Origin of the sequence: Leptospira haakeii (assembly GCF_002812045.1) — a bacterium.
Classification (GTDB): Bacteria; Spirochaetota; Leptospiria; order Leptospirales; family Leptospiraceae; genus Leptospira_B; species Leptospira_B haakeii.
The window spans coordinates 1-25,011 of sequence record NZ_NPEG01000011.1; the positions used below are offsets into that span (position 1 = coordinate 1).

At 40.4% G+C, this 25,011-nt stretch carries 26 protein-coding genes; 14 read left to right on the forward strand and 12 right to left on the reverse strand.

Going from position 1 to position 25,011, the window contains the following annotated elements; genetic code table 11:
• Window positions 1-121: 121 nt before the first annotated feature.
• Window positions 122-538, forward strand: coding sequence for a hypothetical protein (locus CH377_RS14790; protein ID WP_244283714.1), 417 nt, complete (start codon window positions 122-124; stop codon window positions 536-538).
• A 117-nt stretch (window positions 539-655) separates the two neighbouring features.
• Here CH377_RS14790 and CH377_RS14795 read toward each other — a convergent pair whose 3' ends face one another.
• Window positions 656-1,408, reverse strand: coding sequence for a pyridoxine 5'-phosphate synthase (locus CH377_RS14795; RefSeq protein ID WP_100724542.1), 753 nt, complete (start codon window positions 1,406-1,408; stop codon window positions 656-658).
• Window positions 1,409-1,521: 113 nt separating this feature from the next.
• Between CH377_RS14795 and CH377_RS14800 the strand changes: the two genes are divergently transcribed.
• The 8 genes from CH377_RS14800 to CH377_RS14835 all read left to right on the forward strand — a co-directional run bounded on the left by CH377_RS14800 (window position 1,522) and on the right by CH377_RS14835 (window position 8,485).
• A complete protein-coding gene (locus tag CH377_RS14800) occupies window positions 1,522-1,959 on the forward strand; it encodes a TIGR02300 family protein (protein WP_100707732.1) in 438 nt (145 codons plus the stop codon).
• A gap of 17 nt (window positions 1,960-1,976) precedes the next feature.
• Window positions 1,977-2,861 carry a tRNA (adenosine(37)-N6)-dimethylallyltransferase MiaA gene (miaA, locus tag CH377_RS14805; RefSeq protein ID WP_165780492.1) on the forward strand — a complete coding sequence of 295 codons (885 nt, stop codon included), beginning with the start codon at window positions 1,977-1,979 and terminating at the stop codon, window positions 2,859-2,861.
• A gap of 6 nt (window positions 2,862-2,867) precedes the next feature.
• Window positions 2,868-3,119, forward strand: a complete 252-nt coding sequence (gene hfq / locus CH377_RS14810; protein WP_008592014.1) for an RNA chaperone Hfq — start codon at window positions 2,868-2,870, stop codon at window positions 3,117-3,119.
• A 57-nt stretch (window positions 3,120-3,176) separates the two neighbouring features.
• Window positions 3,177-3,995 carry a hypothetical protein gene (locus CH377_RS14815; protein ID WP_243402072.1) on the forward strand — a complete coding sequence of 273 codons (819 nt, stop codon included), beginning with the start codon at window positions 3,177-3,179 and terminating at the stop codon, window positions 3,993-3,995.
• Entirely contained in the window at window positions 3,996-5,057 is a 1,062-nt protein-coding gene (locus tag CH377_RS14820) for a mannose-1-phosphate guanylyltransferase (protein ID WP_100724545.1), read from the forward strand. It begins immediately after the preceding gene.
• A gap of 284 nt (window positions 5,058-5,341) precedes the next feature.
• Window positions 5,342-6,073, forward strand: a complete 732-nt coding sequence (locus CH377_RS14825; RefSeq protein WP_100724546.1) for a hypothetical protein — start codon at window positions 5,342-5,344, stop codon at window positions 6,071-6,073.
• A gap of 10 nt (window positions 6,074-6,083) precedes the next feature.
• Complete coding sequence (locus CH377_RS14830) at window positions 6,084-6,548, forward strand: chemotaxis protein CheW (RefSeq protein WP_100724547.1); 465 nt, start codon at window positions 6,084-6,086, stop codon at window positions 6,546-6,548.
• Entirely contained in the window at window positions 6,545-8,485 is a 1,941-nt protein-coding gene (locus tag CH377_RS14835; protein ID WP_100724548.1) for a tetratricopeptide repeat protein, read from the forward strand. The genes CH377_RS14830 and CH377_RS14835 overlap by 4 nt, the downstream gene beginning before the upstream one ends.
• Before the next feature lie 42 nt (window positions 8,486-8,527).
• Here the strand turns inward: CH377_RS14835 and CH377_RS14840 are convergent, their stop codons facing one another.
• The 3 genes from CH377_RS14840 to CH377_RS14845 form a co-directional block, all read right to left on the reverse strand.
• Window positions 8,528-9,031 (reverse strand): LIC_12238 family plasminogen-binding lipoprotein, encoded by a 504-nt coding sequence (locus CH377_RS14840; RefSeq protein ID WP_207797636.1) that lies wholly within the window; start codon window positions 9,029-9,031, stop codon window positions 8,528-8,530.
• 8 nt (window positions 9,032-9,039) lie between these two features.
• Window positions 9,040-9,216, reverse strand: coding sequence for a hypothetical protein (locus CH377_RS19715; protein WP_165780489.1), 177 nt, complete (start codon window positions 9,214-9,216; stop codon window positions 9,040-9,042).
• 246 nt (window positions 9,217-9,462) lie between these two features.
• Window positions 9,463-9,903: a CBS domain-containing protein gene (locus tag CH377_RS14845; protein ID WP_100724550.1), complete on the reverse strand. Its 441-nt coding sequence runs from the start codon at window positions 9,901-9,903 to the stop codon at window positions 9,463-9,465.
• A 349-nt stretch (window positions 9,904-10,252) separates the two neighbouring features.
• Between CH377_RS14845 and CH377_RS14850 the strand changes: the two genes are divergently transcribed.
• From CH377_RS14850 to CH377_RS14860, 3 genes are all read left to right on the forward strand, one after another.
• The gene (locus tag CH377_RS14850) at window positions 10,253-11,746 is read left to right on the forward strand and encodes an ATP-binding response regulator (RefSeq protein WP_100724551.1); all 1,494 of its coding nucleotides are present in this window, start codon (window positions 10,253-10,255) and stop codon (window positions 11,744-11,746) included.
• Window positions 11,747-11,861: 115 nt separating this feature from the next.
• A complete protein-coding gene (locus CH377_RS14855; RefSeq protein ID WP_100711501.1) occupies window positions 11,862-12,917 on the forward strand; it encodes a class I fructose-bisphosphate aldolase in 1,056 nt (351 codons plus the stop codon).
• Between the two features lie 143 nt (window positions 12,918-13,060).
• Complete coding sequence (locus CH377_RS14860; protein WP_100724552.1) at window positions 13,061-14,041, forward strand: cysteine synthase A; 981 nt, start codon at window positions 13,061-13,063, stop codon at window positions 14,039-14,041.
• Here the strand turns inward: CH377_RS14860 and CH377_RS14865 are convergent.
• Complete coding sequence (locus CH377_RS14865) at window positions 14,038-15,036, reverse strand: LA_0442/LA_0875 N-terminal domain-containing protein (RefSeq protein ID WP_100724553.1); 999 nt, start codon at window positions 15,034-15,036, stop codon at window positions 14,038-14,040. The genes CH377_RS14860 and CH377_RS14865 overlap by 4 nt on opposite strands.
• Before the next feature lie 142 nt (window positions 15,037-15,178).
• On the opposite strand from CH377_RS14865, the gene CH377_RS14870 reads away from it, so the two are divergent.
• A complete protein-coding gene (locus tag CH377_RS14870; protein WP_100724554.1) occupies window positions 15,179-15,463 on the forward strand; it encodes an LIC_11321 family protein in 285 nt (94 codons plus the stop codon).
• A 4-nt stretch (window positions 15,464-15,467) separates the two neighbouring features.
• Here CH377_RS14870 and CH377_RS14875 read toward each other — a convergent pair whose 3' ends face one another.
• The 7 genes from CH377_RS14875 to CH377_RS14905 all read right to left on the reverse strand — a co-directional run bounded on the left by CH377_RS14875 (window position 15,468) and on the right by CH377_RS14905 (window position 23,805).
• Window positions 15,468-16,499 carry an LIC11086 family outer membrane transporter gene (locus tag CH377_RS14875; RefSeq protein ID WP_100724555.1) on the reverse strand — a complete coding sequence of 344 codons (1,032 nt, stop codon included), beginning with the start codon at window positions 16,497-16,499 and terminating at the stop codon, window positions 15,468-15,470.
• Window positions 16,490-17,359, reverse strand: a complete 870-nt coding sequence (locus tag CH377_RS14880; RefSeq protein WP_243402073.1) for a hypothetical protein — start codon at window positions 17,357-17,359, stop codon at window positions 16,490-16,492. The genes CH377_RS14875 and CH377_RS14880 overlap by 10 nt, the downstream gene beginning before the upstream one ends.
• Window positions 17,360-17,373: 14 nt before the next feature.
• Complete coding sequence (locus CH377_RS14885; RefSeq protein ID WP_100724557.1) at window positions 17,374-18,522, reverse strand: methanobactin export MATE transporter MbnM; 1,149 nt, start codon at window positions 18,520-18,522, stop codon at window positions 17,374-17,376.
• Window positions 18,523-18,571: 49 nt separating this feature from the next.
• Window positions 18,572-19,498, reverse strand: a complete 927-nt coding sequence (locus CH377_RS14890) for an MbnP family copper-binding protein (protein WP_100724558.1) — start codon at window positions 19,496-19,498, stop codon at window positions 18,572-18,574.
• A gap of 100 nt (window positions 19,499-19,598) precedes the next feature.
• Entirely contained in the window at window positions 19,599-20,045 is a 447-nt protein-coding gene (locus CH377_RS14895; protein ID WP_100724559.1) for an LIC_11090 family protein, read from the reverse strand.
• Window positions 20,042-20,353, reverse strand: coding sequence for a hypothetical protein (locus CH377_RS14900; RefSeq protein ID WP_100724560.1), 312 nt, complete (start codon window positions 20,351-20,353; stop codon window positions 20,042-20,044). The genes CH377_RS14895 and CH377_RS14900 overlap by 4 nt, the downstream gene beginning before the upstream one ends.
• 83 nt (window positions 20,354-20,436) lie before the next feature.
• Window positions 20,437-23,805 carry a methylmalonyl-CoA mutase family protein gene (locus CH377_RS14905; RefSeq protein ID WP_100724561.1) on the reverse strand — a complete coding sequence of 1,123 codons (3,369 nt, stop codon included), beginning with the start codon at window positions 23,803-23,805 and terminating at the stop codon, window positions 20,437-20,439.
• 199 nt (window positions 23,806-24,004) lie between these two features.
• Between CH377_RS14905 and CH377_RS14910 the strand changes: the two genes are divergently transcribed.
• On the forward strand, window positions 24,005-25,009 hold the full coding sequence (locus tag CH377_RS14910) for a phosphatase PAP2 family protein (RefSeq protein WP_100724639.1): 1,005 nt from the start codon (window positions 24,005-24,007) through the stop codon (window positions 25,007-25,009).
• Window positions 25,010-25,011: the final 2 nt, after the last annotated feature.

The window sequence follows — 25,011 nt, forward strand, 5'->3', positions numbered from 1 at the left end:
TTTTTTGCATGCGGAAATTGCAGTTTTATACAAAACTTCTTCCTGATTTTCAAGTGCCGACTTTTCAGTTTCCAAACTTTTAGAAATTCAGTCCATTTCCAAAGAATCCCTAACCAAAGGTGTGTTTGCGGAATGTGGGCTGGACAAGGAATTGGTCTCAAAAGCAAAACCGAACACATTCAAACCTTCTTCCGAATATTATAAATTTCTGGAAAAGAACCATCCTTACAGAAAGGTTTGGGACTTAAGTGGTGAATTTGGTAGGACTCCAAAGGATTCGGTTTCAGGGAATAAGGCCACACAATCCTGGAAAGAACTCAAAAAAGCGGTTTCCATAAAGGATCAAATCTCTGCCAAAAAACACCTTTTAAATTTTAAATCCAGCCTGGCAGAATTGGCCAAAACAAACTCCGAGGCATCTTTTCTTTCCGCAAATTTAAAAAAGGCCGCCTTTTTATTACTCTCGGAAGATTCGAATTATTCCTCTTTTAAAGAACTGGCAAAAGAGCTTTCCGAGGGAGAGACACAGAGGAAATAGAGATACAGAATTTTTTTAACACAGAGGCACAAAGTCACTGAGGGGTGATTTTGAAAATAGTAAGCCAAAAAACTCCGTGTCTCTGTGACTCCGTGTGAAACCGCCCTGTGTCTCGCCTTACCTCTGCGACAGCGCCTTTAAATATTCTTTCACTGCACTTCCTAAACCGACTTCGAGTGCGTAAGACATGAGTCTGTGGCCTATGGATACTTCTTCCAAGCCGGGGAGGCGAGAGAATAGAGGAAGATTAAAATGATCCAAATCGTGTCCGGCGTTGATGCCGATCTTGTGAGCCTGTAGGAACTCCGCTGCTTTTTGAAAAGATCCGAAAACGGATTTGCCTTTATCCGGAGAATGATCGAAAGCATGGGCATAAGGACCTGTATAAAATTCTACACGATCTGCGCCTGTTTCTTTTACTAATTTAAGATTCTCTAAATCCGTTTCCATAAATATGGAAACTCGAATACCGGCATTTTGGATCCTTTGGATATAAGTTTTTAACTCCGAGGAGTCCTTGGTTAGATCAAAACCATGATCAGATGTAATTTCTCCCGGAGTAACTGGGACTAACGTTGCCTGGTCCGGTTTCGCTTCCAGAACGAGATCTAAAAAACGAGGAGAAGGTTCTCCTTCTATATTATATTCTATCTTCTTCTTTTTATCCCGATTGTACTGCGTAAGGAACTCCCTTAGATCGAATACATCCTTTCTTTTTATATGCCTTTCGTCTTCTCTCGGATGGACCGTAATTCCATGAGCTCCTGCTTCCAGGATTAGTTTGGAAAGATAGATCAGATCTGGATGATTTCCACCTCTGGAATTTCTCAGAGTTGCAATTTTGTTTACATTTACGCTCAGATGGACCATAAACCTCGTTTTCCGAATCCAATTCTTAGAAAATACAAATTAGCGGAAACTAGATTTCTGACTACTTTTTCTGCTTGAATCGGAATAAGTGTCTTCCAGCATGGTCAATTCCGATGGCAACAGCTAAGAAAACGGCTAAGAAAAAAGCTGCACCGAAGTCCAAACCTCCGGTGAAAAAAAGCGCTCCTAAGAAAAAAACTCCTCCGGCAAAAAAGAAGGAAGTTGCTAGTACAAGCAAGCCTGCAGGGACTAAAAAGTCTTCTGCATCCAAATCTTCCCTCAATCCTCTGGGTAAAAAGTTCACCTGTCATACTTGTGGAACTAAGTTCTACGATCTAAACAAAGAAGTAAAGATCTGCCCTAAATGTGGAGCCGATCAAAGTAAACGTCCTCCTTCTAAATCTAGGTCTCGAGTAGCCAGAGTGGAAGAAGAAGAGTTTCCAGAAGAAAACTTAGACTACGATTCCGAAGTAGGTTTCGAAGAAGAAGAGGGTGGTATCGTCGAAGAACCTCTTGAAGAAGAGGAAGATGAGGAAGAGGAGGAGGAATAATTCCGACTTCTAATTCCATACTCATTCTTACAGCTCCCACCGGGGCCGGAAAAACGGCTCTGGTGAGAGAATTAGATCCTTCCCGTTTTGAAATTATTTCCTTCGACTCTCGACAAATCTATAAAGAGTTAAGTATCGGGACTGCGGCCCCGAGTTCCGAAGACTGCGAAAAAATCCCCCACCATCTAGTTTCATTTCTTTCTCCTTCCGAATCCATAGACGCGGCAAAATTTGTAACAAAGGCAGAAGACGCACTGGATGATATACTTTTCAGAGGCAAAATCCCAGTTTTGACTGCGGGTACAGGGTTCTATTTGAATGCTTTTTTGTACGGAATGTTTCCCGTTCCTAAAATCAGCGAAGAAATAAAATTAAAAGTGGAATCCTTGAGTATGGAAGAAAGGATCCAGGAACTCAAAATTTTGGACCCTAAGGCTCTCCAAAAAATCTTTCCAAACGATAACTACAGATACGGAAGAGCCTTGGAAGTAAATTGGATGGGAACTCTCTGGTCCGAACTAAAAGTAGAAGAGGGGAGTGGCGCCCTAATTTCCAAAAATTTGAATATACTTGGGGCCTTCTTCTTGGATCTGGATCGAAAAGAATTGTACGAAAGGATCGATTCCAGGGCCAGAAAAATGATAGAATCTGGAATGGCTGAAGAAGCAAAAAGGGTCTCCGATAAATACGGGGAAGATTGTCCCGGTCTTCAGTCCTTAGGTTATAATTTCGCGCTTGAAAATATTAAAGGAACGTCCAATCTTGAGACATTCTTTGGGAATTTAAGCCAGTCCCATAGGAATTACGCCAAACGTCAGATTACTTGGTTCCGAAAGCAAAAGATATTGGAACCGATCCATCCGAATGAAGCGTATAGAAAGATAAAAAATATAAACGGATAAAAATCTATGTCTGCTAAAAATAATATACAGGACCAACTGCTCAATACGGCTAGAAAAGAAAAACTAGAATTGACCATCTATCTTCTAAACGGAGTTCCTCTAAAAGGGAAAGTGGTAAGTTTTGATAATTTTACTATAGTCCTTGAGCAGGAAAATAAGCAGAGTTTGGTGTACAAACACGCGATCTCGACGATCATTCCTTCTAAAGTAATCAAACTTTATACAGAAGAAGCAGCAAAAGAAGCTCCTTCCGCCTAAATGTTCCGAAAGATAGGCCGGGCACTTTTCATTCTATTTATATTAGCGGGGATCCTAATGGTATCCTATCCGCTTTTTTTTATAAAAGAAGGAGAAGCCCTGCTTGTCTGGGAACAAGATTCCAAGTTAGTTTCCTTTGTTCGTGGTCCGGGCTTTGCCTATGAACCGGCTGTGATCCAGTTCTGGGATAAGTCCGTTCGTAAAGAATCCTTAAATTCATTGGCTTTAGAGCTGGAGATCCATCACGATCTTTCTTCCGGATTATTTTCTGAAAAATCGGAAGAGGGTAAGATCAGAGCGAAACTGGACCTATCCTTTCATTTAGAGGAAGAAGGATCCAAAAAGTTTTTTCTCTCCGGTGGAAAGACGGACCAAGGAAGAGCAAAATATCTCTCTAATATTTTCCAGTCCAAACTTAGGGCAGGGATAGAAGACGATAAAAATATCAACTTAAACAAGGATTCTATCTCCGCTTTCCTAAGAAATGATATCGTGAGAATTCTCTCGAATGAACTTCCTTGGCTTAAGATAGAATCAGTTCGCATCATCAGTCTGGATATTCCTGATCCGATACTCATCGCGAATATATTCCGTAATCCTAACTATATTTTGGCTAAAAAGTTAGAAAGAATAGAAGCCTTAAAAAAGGCGGAATCTTACTCTATACAAGAAGAAGCAAAACTTGCAGTTTCCAAAAAGAAATGGGAACAATATAAGGATTTTCTAAAGAAGAATCCTGATATGAAAGAGTTCCTACTATATGATAATATCGGAGAGAATGTGGATGTATTACTTCTTCCTTCCGATACAGTTTTTGGAGATCCTAAATCTTTGAGTAAGAAAAAGTCCGCCCCCAAACCTAAAGAGGTGGAATAAATGACACAAGACAAACCCGTAGTACTTATTATGGCGGGGGGAAAGGGAGAAAGATTCTGGCCAAGATCCAGAGTTTCCACTCCTAAACAACTCCAGAAAGTATATTCTAAAAATACACTTTTGAAAGAGACCTTGAATCGCGCTTATACGATCACAAGTCCTGATAGAGTGTTTATAGGAACAAACGCTACTTTAAAAAAAGCAATCCTAACTCAGGAAAGAAGTTTTCCAGAGAATAATTTTATCATAGAGCCCGAAGGAAAAAACACTGCACCTATCATTGCTCTAGCTTCTTTATATTTTAAGGAGAAGTTTGGGGATCCGGTTCAGGTCGTACTTTCTGCGGATGCTTGGGTGAATTCGGATAAAGAATTTGCTAAGAGTATCCAAAAAGCATTAAAAGAAGCAGACGAACATCTTGTACTTCTCGGTATCAAACCGAATCGTCCTGAAGTAGGTTATGGTTATATCGCTTCTGGAAAGCCGACCAAACATGGATTCGAGGTAAAATCATTCTTCGAAAAGCCCGATGTAAAAACAGCGATCAAGTATATTAAGAAAGCGAACTTCTATTGGAACCCAGGGATTTTTCTTTGGAAGACAAGTTTGATCCTGGATGAGTTTGAAAAACATTCTCCTAAAATTTTAAAACCTCTTAAGGATAGATTTCCATTCAAAAAGATGGGAGATCTGGGAGAAGCATTCAAACTTCTTCCTTCTGAACCGGTTGATATAGCTATCATGGAAAAGAGCGCACGTATCAGAATGGTAGAAGCAAGCTTCTCTTGGGATGATGTAGGCTCTTGGCTTTCATTGGAAAGAGTATTGCCTGGAGATAATCAAGGTAATCGCCATATAGGTAAAGAAATTCTATTTTATAAATCCGGAAACAACGTCACTCAAACTAGAAAAGAATTCACTGCACTACTCGGAGTACAGGATATCGTTGTAGTAGAAGAAGAAGATGTTCTCTTCATAGCTTCTAAAGAAGGAATAGGTGATATCAAGAATATGGTAGCCGAGATCCGTAAAAATAAAGGTTTACAAAAGTACACCGAATAATTTCCTGGCAGGTTAGGAACCTAACAGGAGAACCGAATGCCTTCCGGTAAAAAAAGAAAGCGAAGAAAGATCGCGACTCATAAGAGGAAGAAAAAGAGAAGACAGAATCGTCATAAGAAGAAAGGCAAATAAGATATCTTAATCTGATGTCTTGAAAGACCGGGAATTCCTATCGAGGACCCGGTCTTTTTGCCTCACCTGCCTTGATCGGGAGCTCTCCCGAATCGAATTAGCAACCAGCAAAGCCTAAAGCAAAATCCGAAATTGGCCGATCATGTTGCTGTATGGCCTCCTTCCAGGACTATTCTCTTTTAAGACGTTGGTGGAAACCTGAGTTTCCTCCAGCCAAAGGATATACAAAATCCTACCAAGCTAAAACTCCGGATGGAGATATTCTCCAAGCCGACTTTCATTTTCATGATCGCAAGATCAGACTTACATTGGAAGTCGCCGGAGAGAATGGCCGCATTTATGTTTCTACTATTCGGGATGGCTCCATCCTAAAAGAGACCGACCTAACCACAGGTAGATCTTATCCTCTTTATTCCAGATTTGCACCTTTTAGGGACTTATTATCTTCTCTCCCAGACAAGGACGCTCTGCAGATTTTGGGTGGGGCGTATGGTGTTTCTTCGGAACCATTGGGAGGGCCGGAGAGAAGGACTCCTAAACCTTGGGAAATTTCTACCAAATACGATCATATTTTCGGAATAGATCGCAATCCTAGATCCTGGAAAAGATTTTTCCAAAGAGAGAAAAAAGAGCCCTTATGGACCAGGATCAAAAGAAGGATCTGGGGAGATCTACAGGATTATTCCTTAGGACTTGTTTCTGCTCTCGGGATCTGGTATGCATACATGGATTTTTATTTGCTCGGATTTTCGCTCGCCGTTTTCGGTTTGCTTTTTGGCGGATTGGACTGGATACTGAGGAAACGCGATCCGCTTTTCTCGAAAGTTGTAATTTTTCTAGGTTCTGGATCGTATTTTTATTACTACGGATTCACCCGTTTCTAAAGGAGGGGGAATGTCCGCCGAAATCGAACACCAGTACATTCTATTTAGCTTGGGAGAGGAAGAATATGCTCTCCCGATCGTTCTTGTAGATGAGATCATCAAGATCAATAACCTAGTAAAGGTTCCGAGATCCAAAAATTACTTCGCCGGTATCATGGATATCCGTGGCAAAGTAGTGAAGATGGTGGACCTAGGCGTGAAACTTAATATTCCCCATTCACATGAGCAAGGTTATGACCGTGCAATTGTGGTAAAAATCGGCGGAGAATCCGTCGGTATCATAGTTGATAAGGTAGCTAACGTAGCACTTTTTCCTCCGGAAACAATCAATCCTCCTCCTCCTTCTATCAAAGGAATTTCCTCCCGTTATATCACGGGTGTCGGTAAAAAGGACGATAGATTCATCATCCTGATCGATATCGAAAAAATTCTAGGATCTGAAGAATTAGCGGAGTTGGGTGCTGGAGCGAAATGAAACAAACCCGCCTGAAACTGGGCGTGATACTCCTAATCGTCTTTGGGTTAGGGGTAAACGTCCGAACCGAGGCGGATGAACAGGACCAAAGACTAGATCCTGCGGGTATATATAAACTTCCTCACGAGGTAATTCCTCCAGCCACTCTCCGAACATTAAAGGAGAACTTACTCAATTCTTCCGACGAGGCTTCTGATCCGATCACAATGATCCGTCAGGTTTTAGATCCATACTATGCTCAATTCGTAGATCCAAAAAGAACGGAAGAAGAAAGAAGGCTTGGACGTATCTTCACAGAAAAAACGGATCGAAATACTCTTCGTTTATTGATCTTAAAAATGTTAGGAAAGATTACTGGGGGACAACAACTCCGTGATTCTCCTATTTTATTCGAATTACATTGGTTGCTCAGCCAAGAATATTCTAAGAAGAAGCAGAACTTCAAGGCGCTAGAAGAGGCCTTGGCTGCGCTTAGATACAGGGATTTTTCTCATACGGAAGAATCATTTCCAAAAGAAGAAAGACTGAGAGAATTATACGATACAAACGAAGTTGATAGGGCCAGACAACATGCAAAGGTCAAAAAAGAATTAGAAAAAGCGACTTTAGATCTGGAAAATGCAAAGGATAGAGTCCATCTTTTGGAAGCAGCTTCCGCAAGGGAGAAGGACCTGATCTTTGAATCCAATCCTCCTACGAATGCACGTAAAGTTACTTCGAATGATATTAGTCTTGCAAAACAAGATGTGAAGAACACGGATGATGCACTTAAAAGAGCAGCAAGCGCCTATAAGGATTCTTTCGAAAATAATTATTATCCATTTTTCAAAAGAAAATCCAGAGAAGACGCGGACACAGTTTTTACCTTAGCGAAATTCGTAAAAGATTCGGAGAATGAAAACAAGGAAAGACTGAAAGTAGTTAACAAAACCTCTGTGAGCGGGCAGGGGATCTTCGTTCTATTCGATTATAAAAGAAATACGGACTTCTTCGCTTATGCAGCATTACTCGAGCTTGCATTTCGTTTAGATCCGGAACATTCCCAAATAGTTTTAGCATTGGCAGAAGAGCTAAAGGCCTCGGGCAAAAAAGCTAAATCTCTAGACTTCTTCTTAAAATATCTGGCGCTTGCATTAAAAGAGAATAAAACTCCTGCAGAGATCGCTTATGTATATCGTGCGATTGCTTCTTTACATACAGAACTGAAACAATATGTTTTGGCAGCGGAATTTTACGAAAAATATTATCTTTCAGAACCTGATCCGAAAAAAAAAGGGATCTATGCATTTGAGCTTGGGAATTTTTTCGAAAGCAAACTTGGCAATTTAGAATCTGGCAAAAAATATTACGAAGACTGGTTGCAGATCAGAGAGCAGGAAAAAGCTACCAATTCCGAACTATCTTTTACCGATTCACAAGAGAGAATTAGGATGGAGGTTCTTGCTTATTTAGGGATCTCTAAATTATACAGATACGAGAAAAAACCTCCTAAAGAAAAAGATGAATTGATCAGATCTATCCAAGCCTACGATAGACTGAGGGAAAATTTAAGATTAGAAGAAGAGAAATATTCCTTGGGCAAAAAGGAATTACTACAAATCAAAAAAGGTCTCTTGGAAAGAACAAACGACCAGGACATGGCACAATACAGACTCAAAAGTTTGGAGATGGAAGAATCCAAGGAAAAAATGGATATTATCAGGACTAAACTGGATACTTCTCCTGGGCCAAGAGCAATGCAGAGATTATCCGTATTATATGAATTCGAAAAGGATTATGGACAATCCAAAAGAATGAATGAAGAAATCCTAAAAGTAGGAAACCAAACTGAGATCAATCTTGCTTTGAAGAATATAGAAAGGATTAATAAAATTTTAGAAGATGGAATGCAAAGAGATCCTTATCCAAGGGATCCACTTTCCGGAGATACGTATTGATCGATTTGTAGGAACTCCTACGCGCACATTTTCGGATAATTTTTAATTTAGAACCTTCTTGGCCTTAGTGTATTTTTCCACATCGTCCGCACCCGATTCTTTTTCTTCCTCTCTATCTTCCGGTTCTATTACTCTGAATTCCACCTGGTCGATCACTTCTCCCTCATAGGAAACTTTGACCAAATATTTGCCTGCGATCAATTCTTGGAAACGACCAGTAATACTTGAGCTGGAAATTTCCGGCCTTTTACGTTTTACTTCTATCTCATTAAAGCCTACTTGGAATCTGCTTAGGCTCACATAGATCTCTGCTTCCGGATTTGGGACCCTAGAGAATTTGTAAAGGTATACAAGAGTTTTGTTTGTAGGGAAGATTAACTTTTCTCTGGTAAGAGTAAATTCCTGAACGGTAGTGAATTTCTTTTCTAACAGGCTTTGTTTGGTCTCGTCCATGAGAGCCCAACCGAATTCTCCGCTCATTCCTAAACAGGAAAAAAAGAAAAACGAGTATAATGAAATTATAAAATAGGAAAACCGGATATTCATTCTTGGAATTATTCTCCCTTTTCTACGACTCTTCCCTTATCGGAAATGTCTTTTTCTCTGGAAGAATATTCTCTATCAGGATACACAACTCTGAAACCGGAACCTTCATTCCGCCCCGGAAACATGAGTCTTTGCAAGAAACGATAGGTTAAATATGCGAATAATATAATTAAAAGGAGTTTCATCTCTTTAGTCCGGTCCGGTTTGGAATCTCCGTCTTAGTCTATACTTGCCGGAAAAGTGATTCCGGCAACCTGATTTCCAAAAAACAGACTTGCGGGATTGGGTAATGATATTACCTTTTAGGAATTAACGGGAATACCCGAATGTGAGCCACTTGCCCCCTGGATATAGTCCAGGCGGGGCATTTTTCTATACACTCTAAAAGGTTCGATGATCAGGAGAATCCAGGTCAGAAGGAATAAAGCGGATTAGATAAATCCGGATTCGCTATATATATAATTTTTTAAGTTTTTATTCTCTTCTTCCGTTTTCGCGATTTTAGCTTTCACAGCATCTCCGATGGAGATGATTCCGACCAATCTATTCCCATCCAGAATTGGCATATGCCGAATCCTTTTCTTAAGCATAATGGAAAGAACCTCATCCACTTGGTCGTTCGGTTGCATAGTAGTCAATGTTGTGGACATTAGATCCGCCACCGTCTTATCGAATACTGCTTCCCGGTCTGTGGAGGCAAAATGAAGTAAATCCCTTTCTGTAAATATACCGGCGAGTTTCCCTTCTTTTAGCACTATCACGGAACCTATATCATACTTGGTCATAAATCGGATCGCTTCCCAAACGGTGGTACTGGGTTCCACCGAGAGGATCTTTCGGTCCTTTTTTTCCAAGATATCTTTTACCAGCATGGCTACCTCTAGGCCCAAAGTGTAGTTTCGAGGGAGCTTCGATTCAAGGACTTTTTTTGGAAAAAAGAGGTCGGAACTATGACAAGGTTTTGGTTCTTTTAGTCGAATGAGCGGTAAAATAGGGACTAAAATTGGAAAAAAACAATAAAATAGGACTGTATTTGAATTCAGAAAATTCAGTGATTTATTCCTGGATTTCATAATGCTAAAATAGATCAAAGGAGAAGTTTTGAAAATTTTGCGGAAACAATTATATTCCTAAAAAAGGATTTCCCAATTCACTCCTAACGTGGGAGCATAACGGAAGAGCCGCAGTTTTTACCACTTCAGGAATATGTTATTATCGAACATGAGTTCTTCTTCAGAACAACCGAATATTCTAATCGTCGAAGACGAGTGGCTTCTATCTTTCAACCTCCAAAAGACTCTTCAAAATTTAGGTTATAAGGTTGCAGGTGTCGCTGCGAATGGTCAGGACGCACAATCTATTTTTAAGGAAACGGATCCTGATCTAGTTCTTATGGATATCTCTATCGAAGGAGATATGGATGGGATCCAGACCGCTCAACATATCCAAAGGATCAAAGACGTTCCGATCGTTTTTATGACGGCTTATACTGACGATTCCACATTCATGAGAGCGATGGATGCGGCTTCTACTTATGCTTATATCACTAAACCATTTCAGAATCATCAGCTTAAGTCATCTATAGAGATCGCACTTCGCCAGCAAAAACGATTAGGAATCGTTAAGGAAAGTGGTAAAGAATTTAAGAATGTGATCCAAAGTATTTCGGAAGGTGCAGTCTCTCTGGACGGCGAAGGAAATATTATATTTCTAAATCATTCCGCAGAAGAGCTTACAGGTTGGAGTTTAGAAGAGGCACTCGGAAAACCTGGAGATGTGGTCCTTTCTTTTATACAGACCCAGATCGGTTCAGGAGAACATCCTGATAATTTAGGTCATAATCTAAGATATATTCCTGCAGTTCTTGTTAGAAAGGATGATAGGAAGATCCGAGTAGGATTTAGAGTTTCTCCTATTAGGGACGAGGCGAATCGGATCGTTGGAAGTATCGTAACCTTCTCCGAATTGGACCTTCTATCCGTATCCGAAAAAAGGATCTCTGAAATGGAGAAAGTAATCCAATCAGAAAAAAGATTGGAATCTATTCAGAAATTGGCCGCAGGGATCGCTCATGAGATCAATAATCCTCTTATGGGTGTGATCAATTACGGAAATATTATTCGTAATAAAAAGGATCTACCTGCGGATATTCGAAATTACGCCAGAGTGATCATAGAACAAGGAGAAAGAATTTCCGGTATTATCCGAAATCTGATCTTGTTCTCTCGTTCCGATAATGAAGAGCCTACTTGGTGCAAACTGGATGATATTCTCGCCGGGGTAGAGGGGATTATCTCCGAATTATTGAAGTCCAAAAATTTGGAAATTGCAAAGAATATTCCTGTTGATATGCCGGATGTATTCTTAAAGCAGAATCAAATTAAAGAAGTATTATATTATCTTTTGTATTTTTATGCGGATGGTGTGGGTTCCGATCTGAAAGGAAGTACTATCCATTTTAATGCAGGATTAGAAGATACTAAAACGGATTCCGGGCAGTATCTGGACATTCGTTTATCAGGAACCTTGAACGGTGAATTGGATCCTGAGAATGCCTTCCAACCTTTTGAAAGGATACAATCAGATGATTCCAGGATAGGGATGGGTCTTTCCGTTTGTTACGGGATCATTCAATCCAATCATGGAAAACTGGATGTCCAAAAGTCCAGCTCCGGAACTGATTTCCATATCCGCCTTCCAGTCCAAACTAAATAAAGACCTTGCTTCCGCTTGGTCCGAGCTCGGGATTTCCCGCTGAAAATCGATGGAAATTTTGGGCTTCGCCCCAAAACTAGTCATCAGATCGATAAAACCAATAGGTATAACTGGAATGTTAGATAAAATCAAGAGCGCATTAGGTGCGGAAGCGGATTCTCTCTTAAATCATGTCTCTAAAACCATCCCCAAGGAAACCCTGACCATCCCTGGTCCGAATTACATTGACGAAATTTTTGCTAAGACCGACAGAAACAACTCTGTTCTTAAAAATTTCCAATCCATCTATAATACAGGACGTCTTGCTGGAACAGGATATCTTTCTATTCTTCCTGTGGACCAAGGGATTGAACATAGCGCAGGTGCTTCCTTCGCTAAAAACCCTGCTTATTTCGATCCAGAAAATATCGTAAAACTTGCGATCGAAGGTGGATGTAACGCAGTTGCTTCCACTCTTGGAGTTTTAGGATTAGTATCTCGTCAGTACGCTCACAAAATTCCTTTTGTAGTTAAGATCAATCATAATGAACTTCTAAGCTATCCAAACAAATTCGACCAGATCCTCTTTGCAAACGTAGAGCAGGCATTTGATATGGGAGCTGCTGCAGTAGGAGCTACAATCTACTTCGGTTCCGATGAAAGTTCCAGACAGATCCAAGAGATCTCCGAGGCTTTCCACAGAGCTCACGAACTAGGACTCGTAACTATTCTTTGGGCTTATCTCAGAAATGATGGATTCAAAAACGATAAAGCTGATTATCATATCGCTACTGACCTTACTGGGCAAGCAAACCATTTGGCTGCTACTATCCAGGCAGATATCGTAAAACAAAAATTGCCTGAAACCAATTTAGGTGGATTCAGAGATCTGAAATTCGGTAAAAAAGACGATAAGATGTATACTGATCTTTCTTCCGATCATCCGATCGATATGGCGAGATACCAAGTTGCAAACTGTTATATGGGCAAGATCGGTCTGATCAATTCCGGCGGACCTTCCGGTTCTAACGATTTAGGTGACGCAGTAAAAGCTGCAGTTATCAACAAAAGAGCTGGTGGAATGGGACTTATCTCCGGAAGAAAAGCATTCCAAAAGCCGATGAAAGACGGAGTAGCATTGTTAAACGCGATCCAAGACGTTTATTTGTCTAAAGACGTAACAATCGCTTAATTGTCTGATTGAAAACATAGAATATTTTTCCGTAACAAAAAACAAAATCGGAAAAATTCGAGGGGGAAAGCGGGGCCACGAAAGTGGACGCTTTCCTTTTTTTATTTGCACGTATATGAAAATATTATAATAAAGAGGTTCTTATGGAGATCAAAAAAGGTTTTGCAGATGCGATCGGGAACACTCCTCTCATCCGTTTAAATTATTATTCGGACCTAACGGGTTGTGAAATTTTAGGGAAAGCGGAATTTTTAAATCCGGGCGGTTCCGTAAAAGATAGAGCAGCATTATTCATCATTGAAGAAGCAGAGAAGAAGGGACTCTTAAAGCCAGGTGGCACTGTGATCGAAGGCACTGCAGGAAATACAGGGATCGGTCTAGTACATATCTGTAATGCAAAAGGATACAAATGTTTGATTGTAATTCCGGACACTCAATCCAAAGAAAAGATAGATCTACTTAGAACACTTGGGGCAGAAGTGAGAACAGTTCCTGCAGTTCCTTATAAAGATCCTGGAAACTATGTAAAAGTTTCTGCTCGTATTGCGGAAGAAACTCCTAATGCAATCTGGGCCAACCAATTCGACAATGTGGCAAACCGTTTAGCACATTATCATACTACAGGGCCGGAGATCTGGAGACAAACAGAGGGAAAAGTAGACGCTTGGCTTGCATCTTTAGGAACAGGGGGAACATTCAGCGGAACAGCATTGTTCTTAAAGGAAAAAAATCCTAAGATCAAAACGATTGCAGCGGAACCTTATGGTTCAGCAATTTATAATTTTGTAAAGAAGGGAGAACTTAGTTCCGAAGGAAATTCTTTCACAGAAGGAATCGGTAACGGAAGAATTACCGAAAATATGAAAGATGCTCCTTTCGATGATGCGATCCGAGTCACTGACGAAGAATGTTTAGAGTATATTTATACGCTTCTCCGCAAAGACGGGTTATTTGTAGGTGGTTCGAGCGGGATCAATGTAGGAGCTGCAGTAAAACTTGCAAAAGAACTTGGGCCCGGACATACGATAGTCACTATTCTTGCGGATAGCGGGGCTAGATACCAGTCCAGGTTATATGACCAGGACTGGTTGAAATCAAAAGGATATTCTATTCCAGAAGTTTAGAAAGTGCTTACATATCTCAGGTCGGTGCGGTATTCCCAAAGATTACTCGCGCCACCTGCGGCAATTGGCATATAATTACTTTTAAAATTAAATCCTTCTTTCACTGCTTCTCCGGAAGGAGTTTGGATGATATTATGAGTAGCCCATTTTTGGCCTAAAAAATAACTCTGAGCCAACTGAACTAAATACAAACCAACACCCATATAAAGTCCTGCTCGACTATAATTTTCGTATTGGCCTTCTTTACTTTTGAAGGAGTTATATTCTGAAATACTATCCGATTGCATTTTAGTTACTACGATTGATGCCCCGGTAATACCAGAACCTTGAATCTGTGCATAAGTAACCGGATCTTCGAATAAAATTTTGCTCAGACGATTCCCTGCTTTATTATGTTGTTCTGTTGCAGCTTGGCTTCCACCGATCGCAACAACGATAGAAAGACCGATCGCTATCTGATAAGCTCTCGCATAATTATCATGTTTCATAGTGGAAAGTCCCCAACCCGGGAGGATTGCGGATTTCCAAACAGGCTCCCAAGGATTTCTGTTTGCGGAAATATATTCTTCCCAACTGGAATCTTGTTCGTCTATGTATTTCTCGATCAATGCTAAACGTTTTTGGACCGCTTTATAACTGTTCTCTTTGATCATTTGTTCCAGAAGAATAGTGTCCAATTGTTCTTCTTTTTCAGACTTCTTACCGTCTTTGTTCAGTTTCTTTTTTTCAGCATCGAATAATTTTGCAAGTTCTGCCTCATCCTTGATTTCTTTGAAGATGATCTTTAAAATCTGGGATTTGGCTAATGTCTGTCTTTTGGTTTCTTTCAGAATTGTAACGGTGTCTGTAGATTGGTCGATTACAGTTCCATAGGTTTTTTCACCGTTCTTTAAAAGGATCGTTTCTGCCGAGACTTGGCTGAATGCGATCGTAAAGAAGATAACGGATATTGATAAGGACTTAGGTCCTGATAGAATTGAGCGGAGAGTTTTCATTCGAATTCCTATTCGGTCTTTTGAACTTTTCTCTCTTTGTCACCTTCGCAAGCCCCGAGAGTCAACGTAAAAACTTGACTTCGGTTTTTGAATTTAGGGATTTTTCCTTGCCTTGGAAACTAATTCTGTAGATAAAATAGGTATGATAAATTTTCGAACTTGGATCTTGGTTTTTGCCTTTAGCTGTCTCTGTTCGATCGCGACTTCAGTTTCGGGAGTTTCTCCTGAACAGCCAAAGGATGCCAAAACTTCGGAACCTTCTCCCAAAAAAGAAAAACCTTCTAAGACCCAAGGGTGTTGCAGGATCAAATACGAGGGGGGAGGAATAGACTATTTCCCTTCCACCGAGGAAGAATGCGTGGCCAAATCAGGCTTCCAAAGTTTCGAAAAAAATTCAGCGTTATGTTTCCAATCTCTTTGGGATTAGAATATTACTTCTTCTCTAAATCTTCTTCCGATTCGAACTCCTCGGCTTCCTTCTCCGATTTTTTAGAAGAATCTCTCCATTCAGGAAGTTCAAAAGAAATAGAAGTAGTGATCGCATAATCATAAAGCCTGATTTCAGGATCTCGTATTAAGGGAAGTCGACCTGCAATCGTAAGATAAGTACCTTTGGTAAGAGTATAATTAAAACCTAAACTAGCTTCTTTGAATGCTTTCGGGAATTTTTTCTGGGTTTCCGAATCTTCTTCCAAAAGACTTCCACCGCCGATCACGTTCACATACGGAGTTCTGTATAAAAGTCCTCCAAAGACGCTCAAATCCTTGGTCCAAAAATAAGTAACATATGCAAACCATTGAGTGATCTTTTGGATCTCCGGATGGGTTTCGGTATTTTGGGTCGTTGAGCTTTGCGCCCAATAGGGAAGGCCGGATTGAGTATCTAAGTTTGCGTGATCTTTAGAAAGAGGAAAAATTCCTGAACCTCTTAGCACAAATAGAAACTGTTTCCAAGTGGTTCCTAAGGTAAGATTCGCAATACCAGAATAATAATCTCCACCTGCAAATTTATCAGTATCGCCTCCGGAAGGAAAACCTAGCCTACCTTCCAAAATGATGAAGAATGGCCAGCCTGTATCGATCAAAGGATTCCATTTTGCTCCTACAAATGCCTTACCGTAACGCGCTGCGTCACTTCTATCCTTCTGCTCATAATATGTCCAAGGAGCACTGAAGTTGGCCGCGAATTTACCCCCTGCAAAATTGAATTCACCGAACACAGTAGTAGTGTGAAGATTAGAATTATCGATTGTACCTTTTTGAAAATCCTGTGTGATCAAAAGATAATCGGAAGGTTTCTCTCTTTTACCGGTAAAAGGATCCACAAATCGAGTGGACGAGATCATATTTTGTCCTTCTCCTGCATGGTGGGCAAAAATTTCCCCTCCTAAAAAGAGAAAAAATAGAAATGTGAAAAGTTGTATAAAAATTAAAAGAGTTCGTTTTTGGAATATTAGAAACATGAATATAATACCAAGACCTGACCGCTTGTTTCCAGATTCTCCTGGATTTCGGAGTAAAGAGTCGTATTCTGAAAATCGTTGATTGTGATCTCTGAACCGGAAATTGCAAAGATCCCATCCAAAATAGAAAAAGAAGATCCAGCTCTTTGAGAGAGTAGACCATCCGTCCTAAATCCGATAGAGAATGGAACATTCTTTTTATAGGGGATCTCCAAATCACAGGAAGCTTCTACTTGGAATTCGGCTTCTCTTAATTCCACATGGATAGTTTTTGTCGTTGATCCATTAAATATTTGGAATGTAAGAAGAAGGTCCGAAAATTCCCCATAAATATGTTGTAAGGTTCCATAAGGCACTGCTGGAAAAGGGGATAAACTTTGTCTTTTTACGGGGCCGGTTAAGGTGTTAAAATCAGAGACCGAAATATCTCCTGGAGAAAAACTTCCTTGGATCCCGTATTTTTGGGAATAAGAGCCGGTTCCTGGAGTAGGAGTTTCCGAACCACCAGAATGAAATGCGTGAACCTTTCCATCAGCGGAAGAAGAGGAGACTGAAAAAGAATTTTCAGGCGCCTTGAATAGCATGGAAATACTTTCTAATACCACTTCGTTTTCGGTGAGTTGTATCTGGTAAGTAGAACTTCCACTCAATGTAAAAGAACCAATATCGGAATCTCCTTGGTCATCAGAGTAGTATAACCAGGGATCAATGATCGCTCTTCTTTCGTCCATTATACGGAATAATGCCTGAAGTTCTGTTGATCTTTCTTCCGTAGAATTTCCTAAAGTCCCGTAAGCACACGCCTGGAAAGATATTAGGAACAATAAGATATATTCGAATTTTATTTTATTCTTCATCATATTTATCTGAAATTTCAGAACGGATCCTGGAACTTAGGGTTGGTGGTAAATTCTGTGTCCGTTAGGCTTTTTAAGAATTCGACCAGATCCTGTTTTTCGGATTCACTTAAGGAAAAACTTCGTACGAAAACGTCTCTGTTTGGATTTGTAGTCCCGTCCCCGGTTCCCCCGTTTACATAATGATTCACTACGGATAATAGATCCGGAATGGAACCGTCATGCATATAAGGTGCCGTGAGTTCTACGTTGCGTAGAGAAGGTGCTCTGAATTTTCCCCGATCCGATTCTTTAGTGGTGAATTCATACAATCCACCGTTCGGGCTTACAAATCTGGAAGAATCCAAGCCATTATTATGGAAGGTAACTTCCTCGAATACTGTCCCAACATGTAAGATAGTGTCCGTAAAATTGAAGCCGCCATGACAATGGAAACATTCCGCTTTTTCTCCAAAGAATAAATTTTTCCCTCGGATTGCGGAAGCGCTCAGAGCAGAAAAATCACCAGCTTGGTATTTGTCATATGCTGAATTTCCCGAAATAAAAGTCCTTTGAAAACTGGATAAAGCTTTCGTAATATTCAATATACTAAAAGGATTTTGATCTTTTGGAAAGGCTGCTTTGAATTTGGAAACGTAATCGGGATCATTTGCAAGTCTGTCCAATAAAAGATCTTCTCTATCCTTCATTCCAAGTTCTACAGGATTGTCCCCGAACATGGGAACTCTTGCCTGGTCCTCCAATTTTTTTAAAACTGGATTTGCCCAGGTTTGCCTGAGATTATAGGCGACGTTGGATAGATGTTGAGCGTTTCTAGGATGAGACTGTCCGGTAGAACCTACGGAAACAGTAAGGCCGTCTGTGAACGCATTCACTTGTTTATGGCAACTACCGCAGGATTGGGTTTCATTTTCCGACAATTTTGTATCGTAAAATAAAAACCTGCCAAGCTCCACTTTTTCCACAGTGATCGGATTATCACTTGGGATTTTTGGCGCGGGGAATCCGTCAGGAAGATCCCAAATATAAGGAGTTCCTTCCGGGGTAGAAGTCCCTAAAAGTAAAAGTATACCTTCCGATCCGGAACTTTTTTCCTTCTCCAATCCCAATTGTGTACATTGGAAGAGTAGAAAGAAGAATAAAGAAAACGTAATAAGTCGATTCATAATATATTCCGGTCTCGGTCCGAATCGACCGAAACCATCGTTATAGTTCTTATTTGGATACGATCCCAAATACCGTCTGAGCAGCGGATCCGGCATTGCCTGTGGAATAATCCAAACCGAAATTCGGATACACTAAGGAACAGTTTGCGCTGTCCATGGCTCCCATAGAATGACAAGATTTGCTTCCTGTACTGATATCCCAACCAGTGACCGCTTTTTTAAGATCGAATTGGACCCTTTGTGTGAATGGATTGAATCCTTCGGTTGGAGTAAGTTCGATCACAGCCCGATTTGAGTTAGTGCAAGAATAAACTCCGCTGGATTCTGTGCAGCCAGCAGAACCTATATGTAATACCGCAGCATTTCCTATGGTTGTAGCATCATTGGATATAAATTCTCCAACGAAAAATCTGTAACCCATGGTCCATCCCCAAGCTAGTCCCGAGATATTTAGAGGGCTAGGAGCAACACTATAATCGATATGATTGAGTGATTCAGGAACTCCCAAAGTGAATCTAAGAGTTTTATAGGTTTTATTTTCTACAGAAGTTTGGACAATATTATTGGTCTCAGTAGTTCCGCTACAGCTTCCTTTCCCATTTTCAAAATCCAGAAGTGTAACTCCGCTATACTGCCAAACTCCAGTATTAGGAATATCTAAAGTAATAATATTATCATCCTGATCCACTAGTTCAAGTCCGGAAACATAAAATCTAAGATCCTTGAGTCTAATTGGCATTACTCCAGCTACGTGCTGGATGGTAACAACGGAACTAGAATGAGAATCCCCATGCCCACTGATATCTTCTCCGCAGGTGGCGTGGCTATCTCCCACTACCGCAGTGAATTCGATTCCTATAGGACTTTGTTGGGTAGCCAAGGCTAAAAGGGCCATGTTTGGACTGGATGATCCGTCGCAGCGGACAACAGAAATACACAAGAACACCGCAAATGCGGATTTATATAATAATTTCATAATATTCTCCTGAGGAAAGTGGTTTAACTTTCCGATTTTTCGTATTAGCGTAAGGATATAGGTATATCCTTCGCTTCCTCGTTCGAGGTTTAGAAAATGTTTAGGAGAATTGAGGGGGTCTTTCTATATCGAAAGAAACAAACACTCCGGAATCTTCTTTTATACGGCTCAAAAGTTCTGAGCCAAGAGTTTCAGGAGTTATGTTTTCTAATTTGGAATAAGTGAAAAATTGAGTGCAGATAGTTCCGCTTAGGTAAGAAGCCTTGTCTTTTGCTTTTTTACAGGCACATTTATGAGCCTCACCGGACTTAGCGGAATGACAGTCGGGTAGGGAAGAAGGTTTCGAATTAGAATGATCTTCTCCCGAATCGGCAAGTTTGGAGGAGAATCTTGAATCTTCAGAGTCTGAATGTTTTTCTTTTTGGCTTCCGTGATTACAATGGCAAAGTTTGATCTCTCCGGCAAGCATTCCACAGAACCAACCGCTTCCGAATACCAAACTTTGGAATAAGAAACATTGGGTTAGAATGATAGAAATCGTTTTCATTGAAGGGAGATTTTCAGTCGATTCAGAACGGTTTTTAGTCCTTCGCTGGTTTTGATTTCCACCGGGACCCCTTTGGATTTTAATTCCGCCAAAAGTTTTAAGATCCGATTTAGTATGAGAGAAGGGATCGCGACTACATTTTCAAGATCCAGCTCTACAACGGTCGGTTGAATTTCTTGGATCTTTTGCATGATCAGGCCAATTTCTTCCGTTTCAACAGAACATACGTTTCGCACAAAAACGACTCTAAACCGTTTTTTTTCCGCGTATACATGTGTCTCTGTAAACTGAATTGCAGAAGAAGTCATGGCCTTGGACCAAATTTTCTACCTTGAAACCCTAAGGGAAACAAAAAAAGCTCCTCAGAATTGATTTGTATCACTTTCCCCGATCACATACTTCTTCTGTATTGGCCGCCCACTTCATAAAGAGAATGGGTCATTTGCCCCAGAGAACATACCTTTCCGGCTTCTACTAATGCTTCGAATCCATTTTCTCCGGATAGGCAGGCTGCTTGTAAATTTTTCAAGGCATTCGAAGAATCCTCTTGGTTCCTGAATTGGAATGCTTCAAGTTCTCTTATCTGTGCTTTTTTTTCTTCCTCTGTAGATCGGATCACTTCTTCCGGAAGAATTGTAGGAGATCCATCTTTACCTAAGAAAGTATTCACTCCGATCACTGGGATCTCTCCGGTATGTTTCCTATGTTCGTATTCCAAGGATTCTTCTTGGATTTTGTTTCTCTGGTACATTCTTTCCATTGCACCAAGAACTCCGCCTCTTTCCGAAATACGTCTGAACTCAGACAAGATCGCTTCTTCTACCAGATCGGAAAGATCATCAATGATGAAGGAACCTTGCAGAGGATTTTCGTTTTTGGCCAGGCCCAATTCTCTATTTATGATGAGCTGGATCGCCATTGCTCTTCTGACCGATTCTTCCGTTGGCGTTGTAATTGCCTCATCATAAGCATTCGTATGTAAACTATTACAATTATCGTATATAGCATATAGCGCTTGCAAAGTAGTTCGAATATCGTTGAATGCGATCTCTTGTGCGTGTAAAGAACGCCCAGAAGTCTGAATATGGTATTTTAACATTTGAGAACGTTCGGATCCGCTGTATTTATATTTCATACTCTTGGCCCAGATCTTACGTGCCACTCTTCCAATGACTGCATATTCGGGATCAATTCCATTCGAGAAGAAAAAGGAAAGATTGGGAGCGAAATCATCTATCTTCATTCCACGTGAAAGATAATATTCCACAAACGTAAATCCGTTTGCAAGAGTGAATGCAACCTGAGTGATCGGATTGGCTCCCGCTTCTGCGATATGATATCCTGAAATTGAGACGGAATAAAAATTGCGGACCTTATTCCAGATAAAATATTCCTGGATATCTCCCATTAATTTCAGAGCAAATTCAGTAGAAAAGATACATGTGTTCTGTGCTTGGTCTTCTTTTAAAATATCCGCCTGAACAGTTCCACGAACAGAAGAAAGAGTTTCCTTCTTTATCTTTTCATAAACTTCTTTAGGAAGGATCTGATCGCCGGTAGTCCCTAAAAGAAGAAGGCCCAGACCATCATTTCCTTTTGGGATTTCTCCTTTATAGTGAGGAACAGGAACACCTTTTTTAGAATAGATCTCCGCAAGTTTGGATTTTGCCTCTTCTACTTTTCCTTCTGCATGAATGTATTTTTCGCAGGTTTGATCAATTGCGGTATTTAAGAAGAAGGATAGAAGCATCGGTGCCGGCCCGTTGATTGTCATGGACACGGAAGTGCTAGGATTACATAGATCAAAACCAGAATATAGTTTTTTAGCATCGTCCAAAGTAGCGATACTCACTCCGGAATTCCCGATCTTGCCGTAAATATCAGGACGAAGTCCCGGATCTTCTCCATATAGAGTAACCGAATCGAATGCAGTGCTTAAACGATGAGCTGGCATTCCGTGACTCACATAGTGGAATCTTGCGTTTGTTCTTTCCGGTCCACCTTCTCCTGCGAACATCCGAGTAGGATCTTCTCCGGTTCTTTTAAAAGGAAATACTCCGGCGGCATATGGGAACTCTCCCGGGAAATTCTCGGTATAAGACCATTTTACGATCTCTCCCCAGTTGCGGAATTTTGGAACGGAAACCTTTGGGATATTCAGATTACTTAAGGATTTTGTAAAATTCTCTACTTTGATCTCTTTGTCTCTTACAGTATAAGTGAAAAATTCTCCCGAATACTTTTCTAATTTTGAATCCCATTCTTTTAGGATCTTTCTAGTATCTGGATGAAGCCCTTCTTCTCTTTTGGAATATTCTTCTTCCAAGTCGGAGACATTTTTGCCTCTTTCTTTTAAAACTTCTATCGTTCCCTTTATCCTATATAGGACTTCTGCGGTTTCGGATTCTTTTTTGACAAAGTTCTCGTATTTTTCACATTCTTCCGCGATCTCTGCTAAGTATCTTTGTCTATCCGGAGGAATGATATGGATCTTTTGGCTAGTCTCGGAACTGGAAACAAAATTGGATTTCCAATCCAGATTGAACTTTTTATTCAATGAATCAATGAGAGCAACGTATAGATTATTCGTTCCAGGATCATTGAATTGTGATGCAATTGTCCCGAAAACAGGCATCTTCTCAGGGGCTTGATCGAATAATTTCCGAGATCTTTGGAATTGTTTTTGAACGTCTCTGATCGCGTCTAATGCTCCTCTCTTATCACATTTATTAACTGCAATTAGATCAGCATAATCTATCATATCTATCTTTTCTAATTGAGTAGCGGCTCCGAATTCAGGGGTCATTACATAAAGAGAAAGATCAGATACTTCCGTAATTTCGGAATCACTTTGTCCGATCCCAGCGGTTTCTACGATCACAAGATCGAATTCGGAACTTTTGAGAACGTCCAAACTTTTTTTAACATTTCGATTTAATGCGATATTTGCTTCTCTAGTTGCAAAAGATCTCATATAAACTCTCGGATGAGAAATGGAGTTCATACGTATCCTATCTCCTAAGAGTGCTCCTCCTGTTTTTCTTTTAGAAGGATCTACGGAAATAATTGCGATAGTTTTATCTTCGAAATCATGGATGAATCTTCTAACAAGCTCATCTGTAAGAGAGGATTTTCCAGCTCCTCCTGTTCCCGTAATTCCTAAGATCGGGATTGTTTTTTGGGAAATAGGGAAATCCAATTTTCCTGGATCTATTTTTTTAGAATCATTTTCAGTAGATTCAACTAAAGAGATTGATTCTGCGATTGCGATCGGATTTTTTTTACGGATCTCTGAGAATAGGTTCCCATTAAATCTATGAGGAGGAATAAAATCAGATTTTTGTAATAGATCGTTGATCATTCCTTGTAAACCCAAAGAACGCCCATCGTCCGGAGAATAAATTTTGGAAACTCCATAAGCTTCCAACTCCTGTATTTCTGAAGGGAGAATAGTTCCTCCACCTCCGCCGAATACCTTGATATGAGAGCTTCCTTTTTCTTGCAGAAGGTCTATCATATATTTGAAATATTCTACGTGACCACCTTGGTAACTTGTGACAGCAATTCCTTGCACATCTTCCTGGATGGCACAGTCTACTATTTCCTGAACCGATCGATTATGACCTAAGTGAACCACTTCAGCTCCGGAGGATTGGAGTATCCTTCTCATGATATTGATCGAAGCATCGTGGCCGTCAAAAAGTGAAGCGGCAGTCACAAATTTTAATTTATTATGTGGGATATAGATTTCGGGTTCCATTATATTCTCCTAATGTTCGGACCTTTGGTAAATATTAACCGAACTTTGTTTGTTTTGTCGTTTGGAGAACGATCGTTCAATAAATTCCATTTATATATCTATCATGCAGTAGGAATAAGAATCTAGCAACTGGATTTTGGCTTACAAAACGAATGTTCTAAAAACACCCGGAAGGATGGAATTACTAATAGAATTCATTTTGCGTTTAAAACCGAAACTTTATATGCTCGTTTTTATGACGGATAGTTTCCTTTGGAAAGAGATCTTATTCTCTAACTCGCCTTTAGAGGCTCTTCACATTTCTGCGTTAAAACCCGTGTTGGATCCTCTTACGATTGTGTTCCATCATTTGGGATCTTCTCTCTTTTTTATGGCCCTGGTCTCTCTCATCTATCTTTGTATGGATCGTAAGATAGGGCTTAGAATGACACTTGGTCTTTTGATCGCCGGTGTTGTGAATGGGGTATGTAAGGCACTTCTTACTATGCCGAGGCCGATAGGTTTACCGTTCCCATCTGAGCTTGGACTTATGGAAGGTTCTTACGGATTTCCATCGGGACATGTACAGACTGCAGTGGTGTTATACGGAATATTATTTTTGCATGTAAGAATTCCTTGGGTTAGGATCCTCACTGCGTTTTTGATCTTATTTATGCCGATCGCAAGAATGTATGCAGGACTTCACTTTTTAGGTGATACCTTAGGTGGTTTTATTTTAGGATTACTTGTATTATTCGGATTAGAGTTCTGGTTCTCAAAAGATCCTGGAGTTTTGGAACCGGATTTTACTGGACGGGTGCCTGACCAAAAAAGACTGAAATCACTTGTACTTTTTATTTTAGCGCTCACTGTGCCTAGCATTCTCCTGCATGATCCTAGCCAACCCGAGTCCACAAACAAATCTTGGGAGCAGGTGATCTCTTCTGCTGGAGCTCTTGCAGGTTTCGGGATCGGGATTTTGTACAATAAAAGAGCAGGGTTGGATTGGAAATCAGTCGATTCTTGGATCGTATTTTTCATCCGAGTAGCTGTGATCATTCTTGGGATCTTGATCTTTTATTTGGCTCTCGGAAAAATTCTCTCCTCTCTATTGGGGGAAAATCCGGTTGCCAGATACTTTAAGTATGGGATCGTGTGTTACTATATTGGCCATCTCGCTCCCATTCTTCTGAAAAGGATACGCGGAGGCATCTATCTGACTTAACT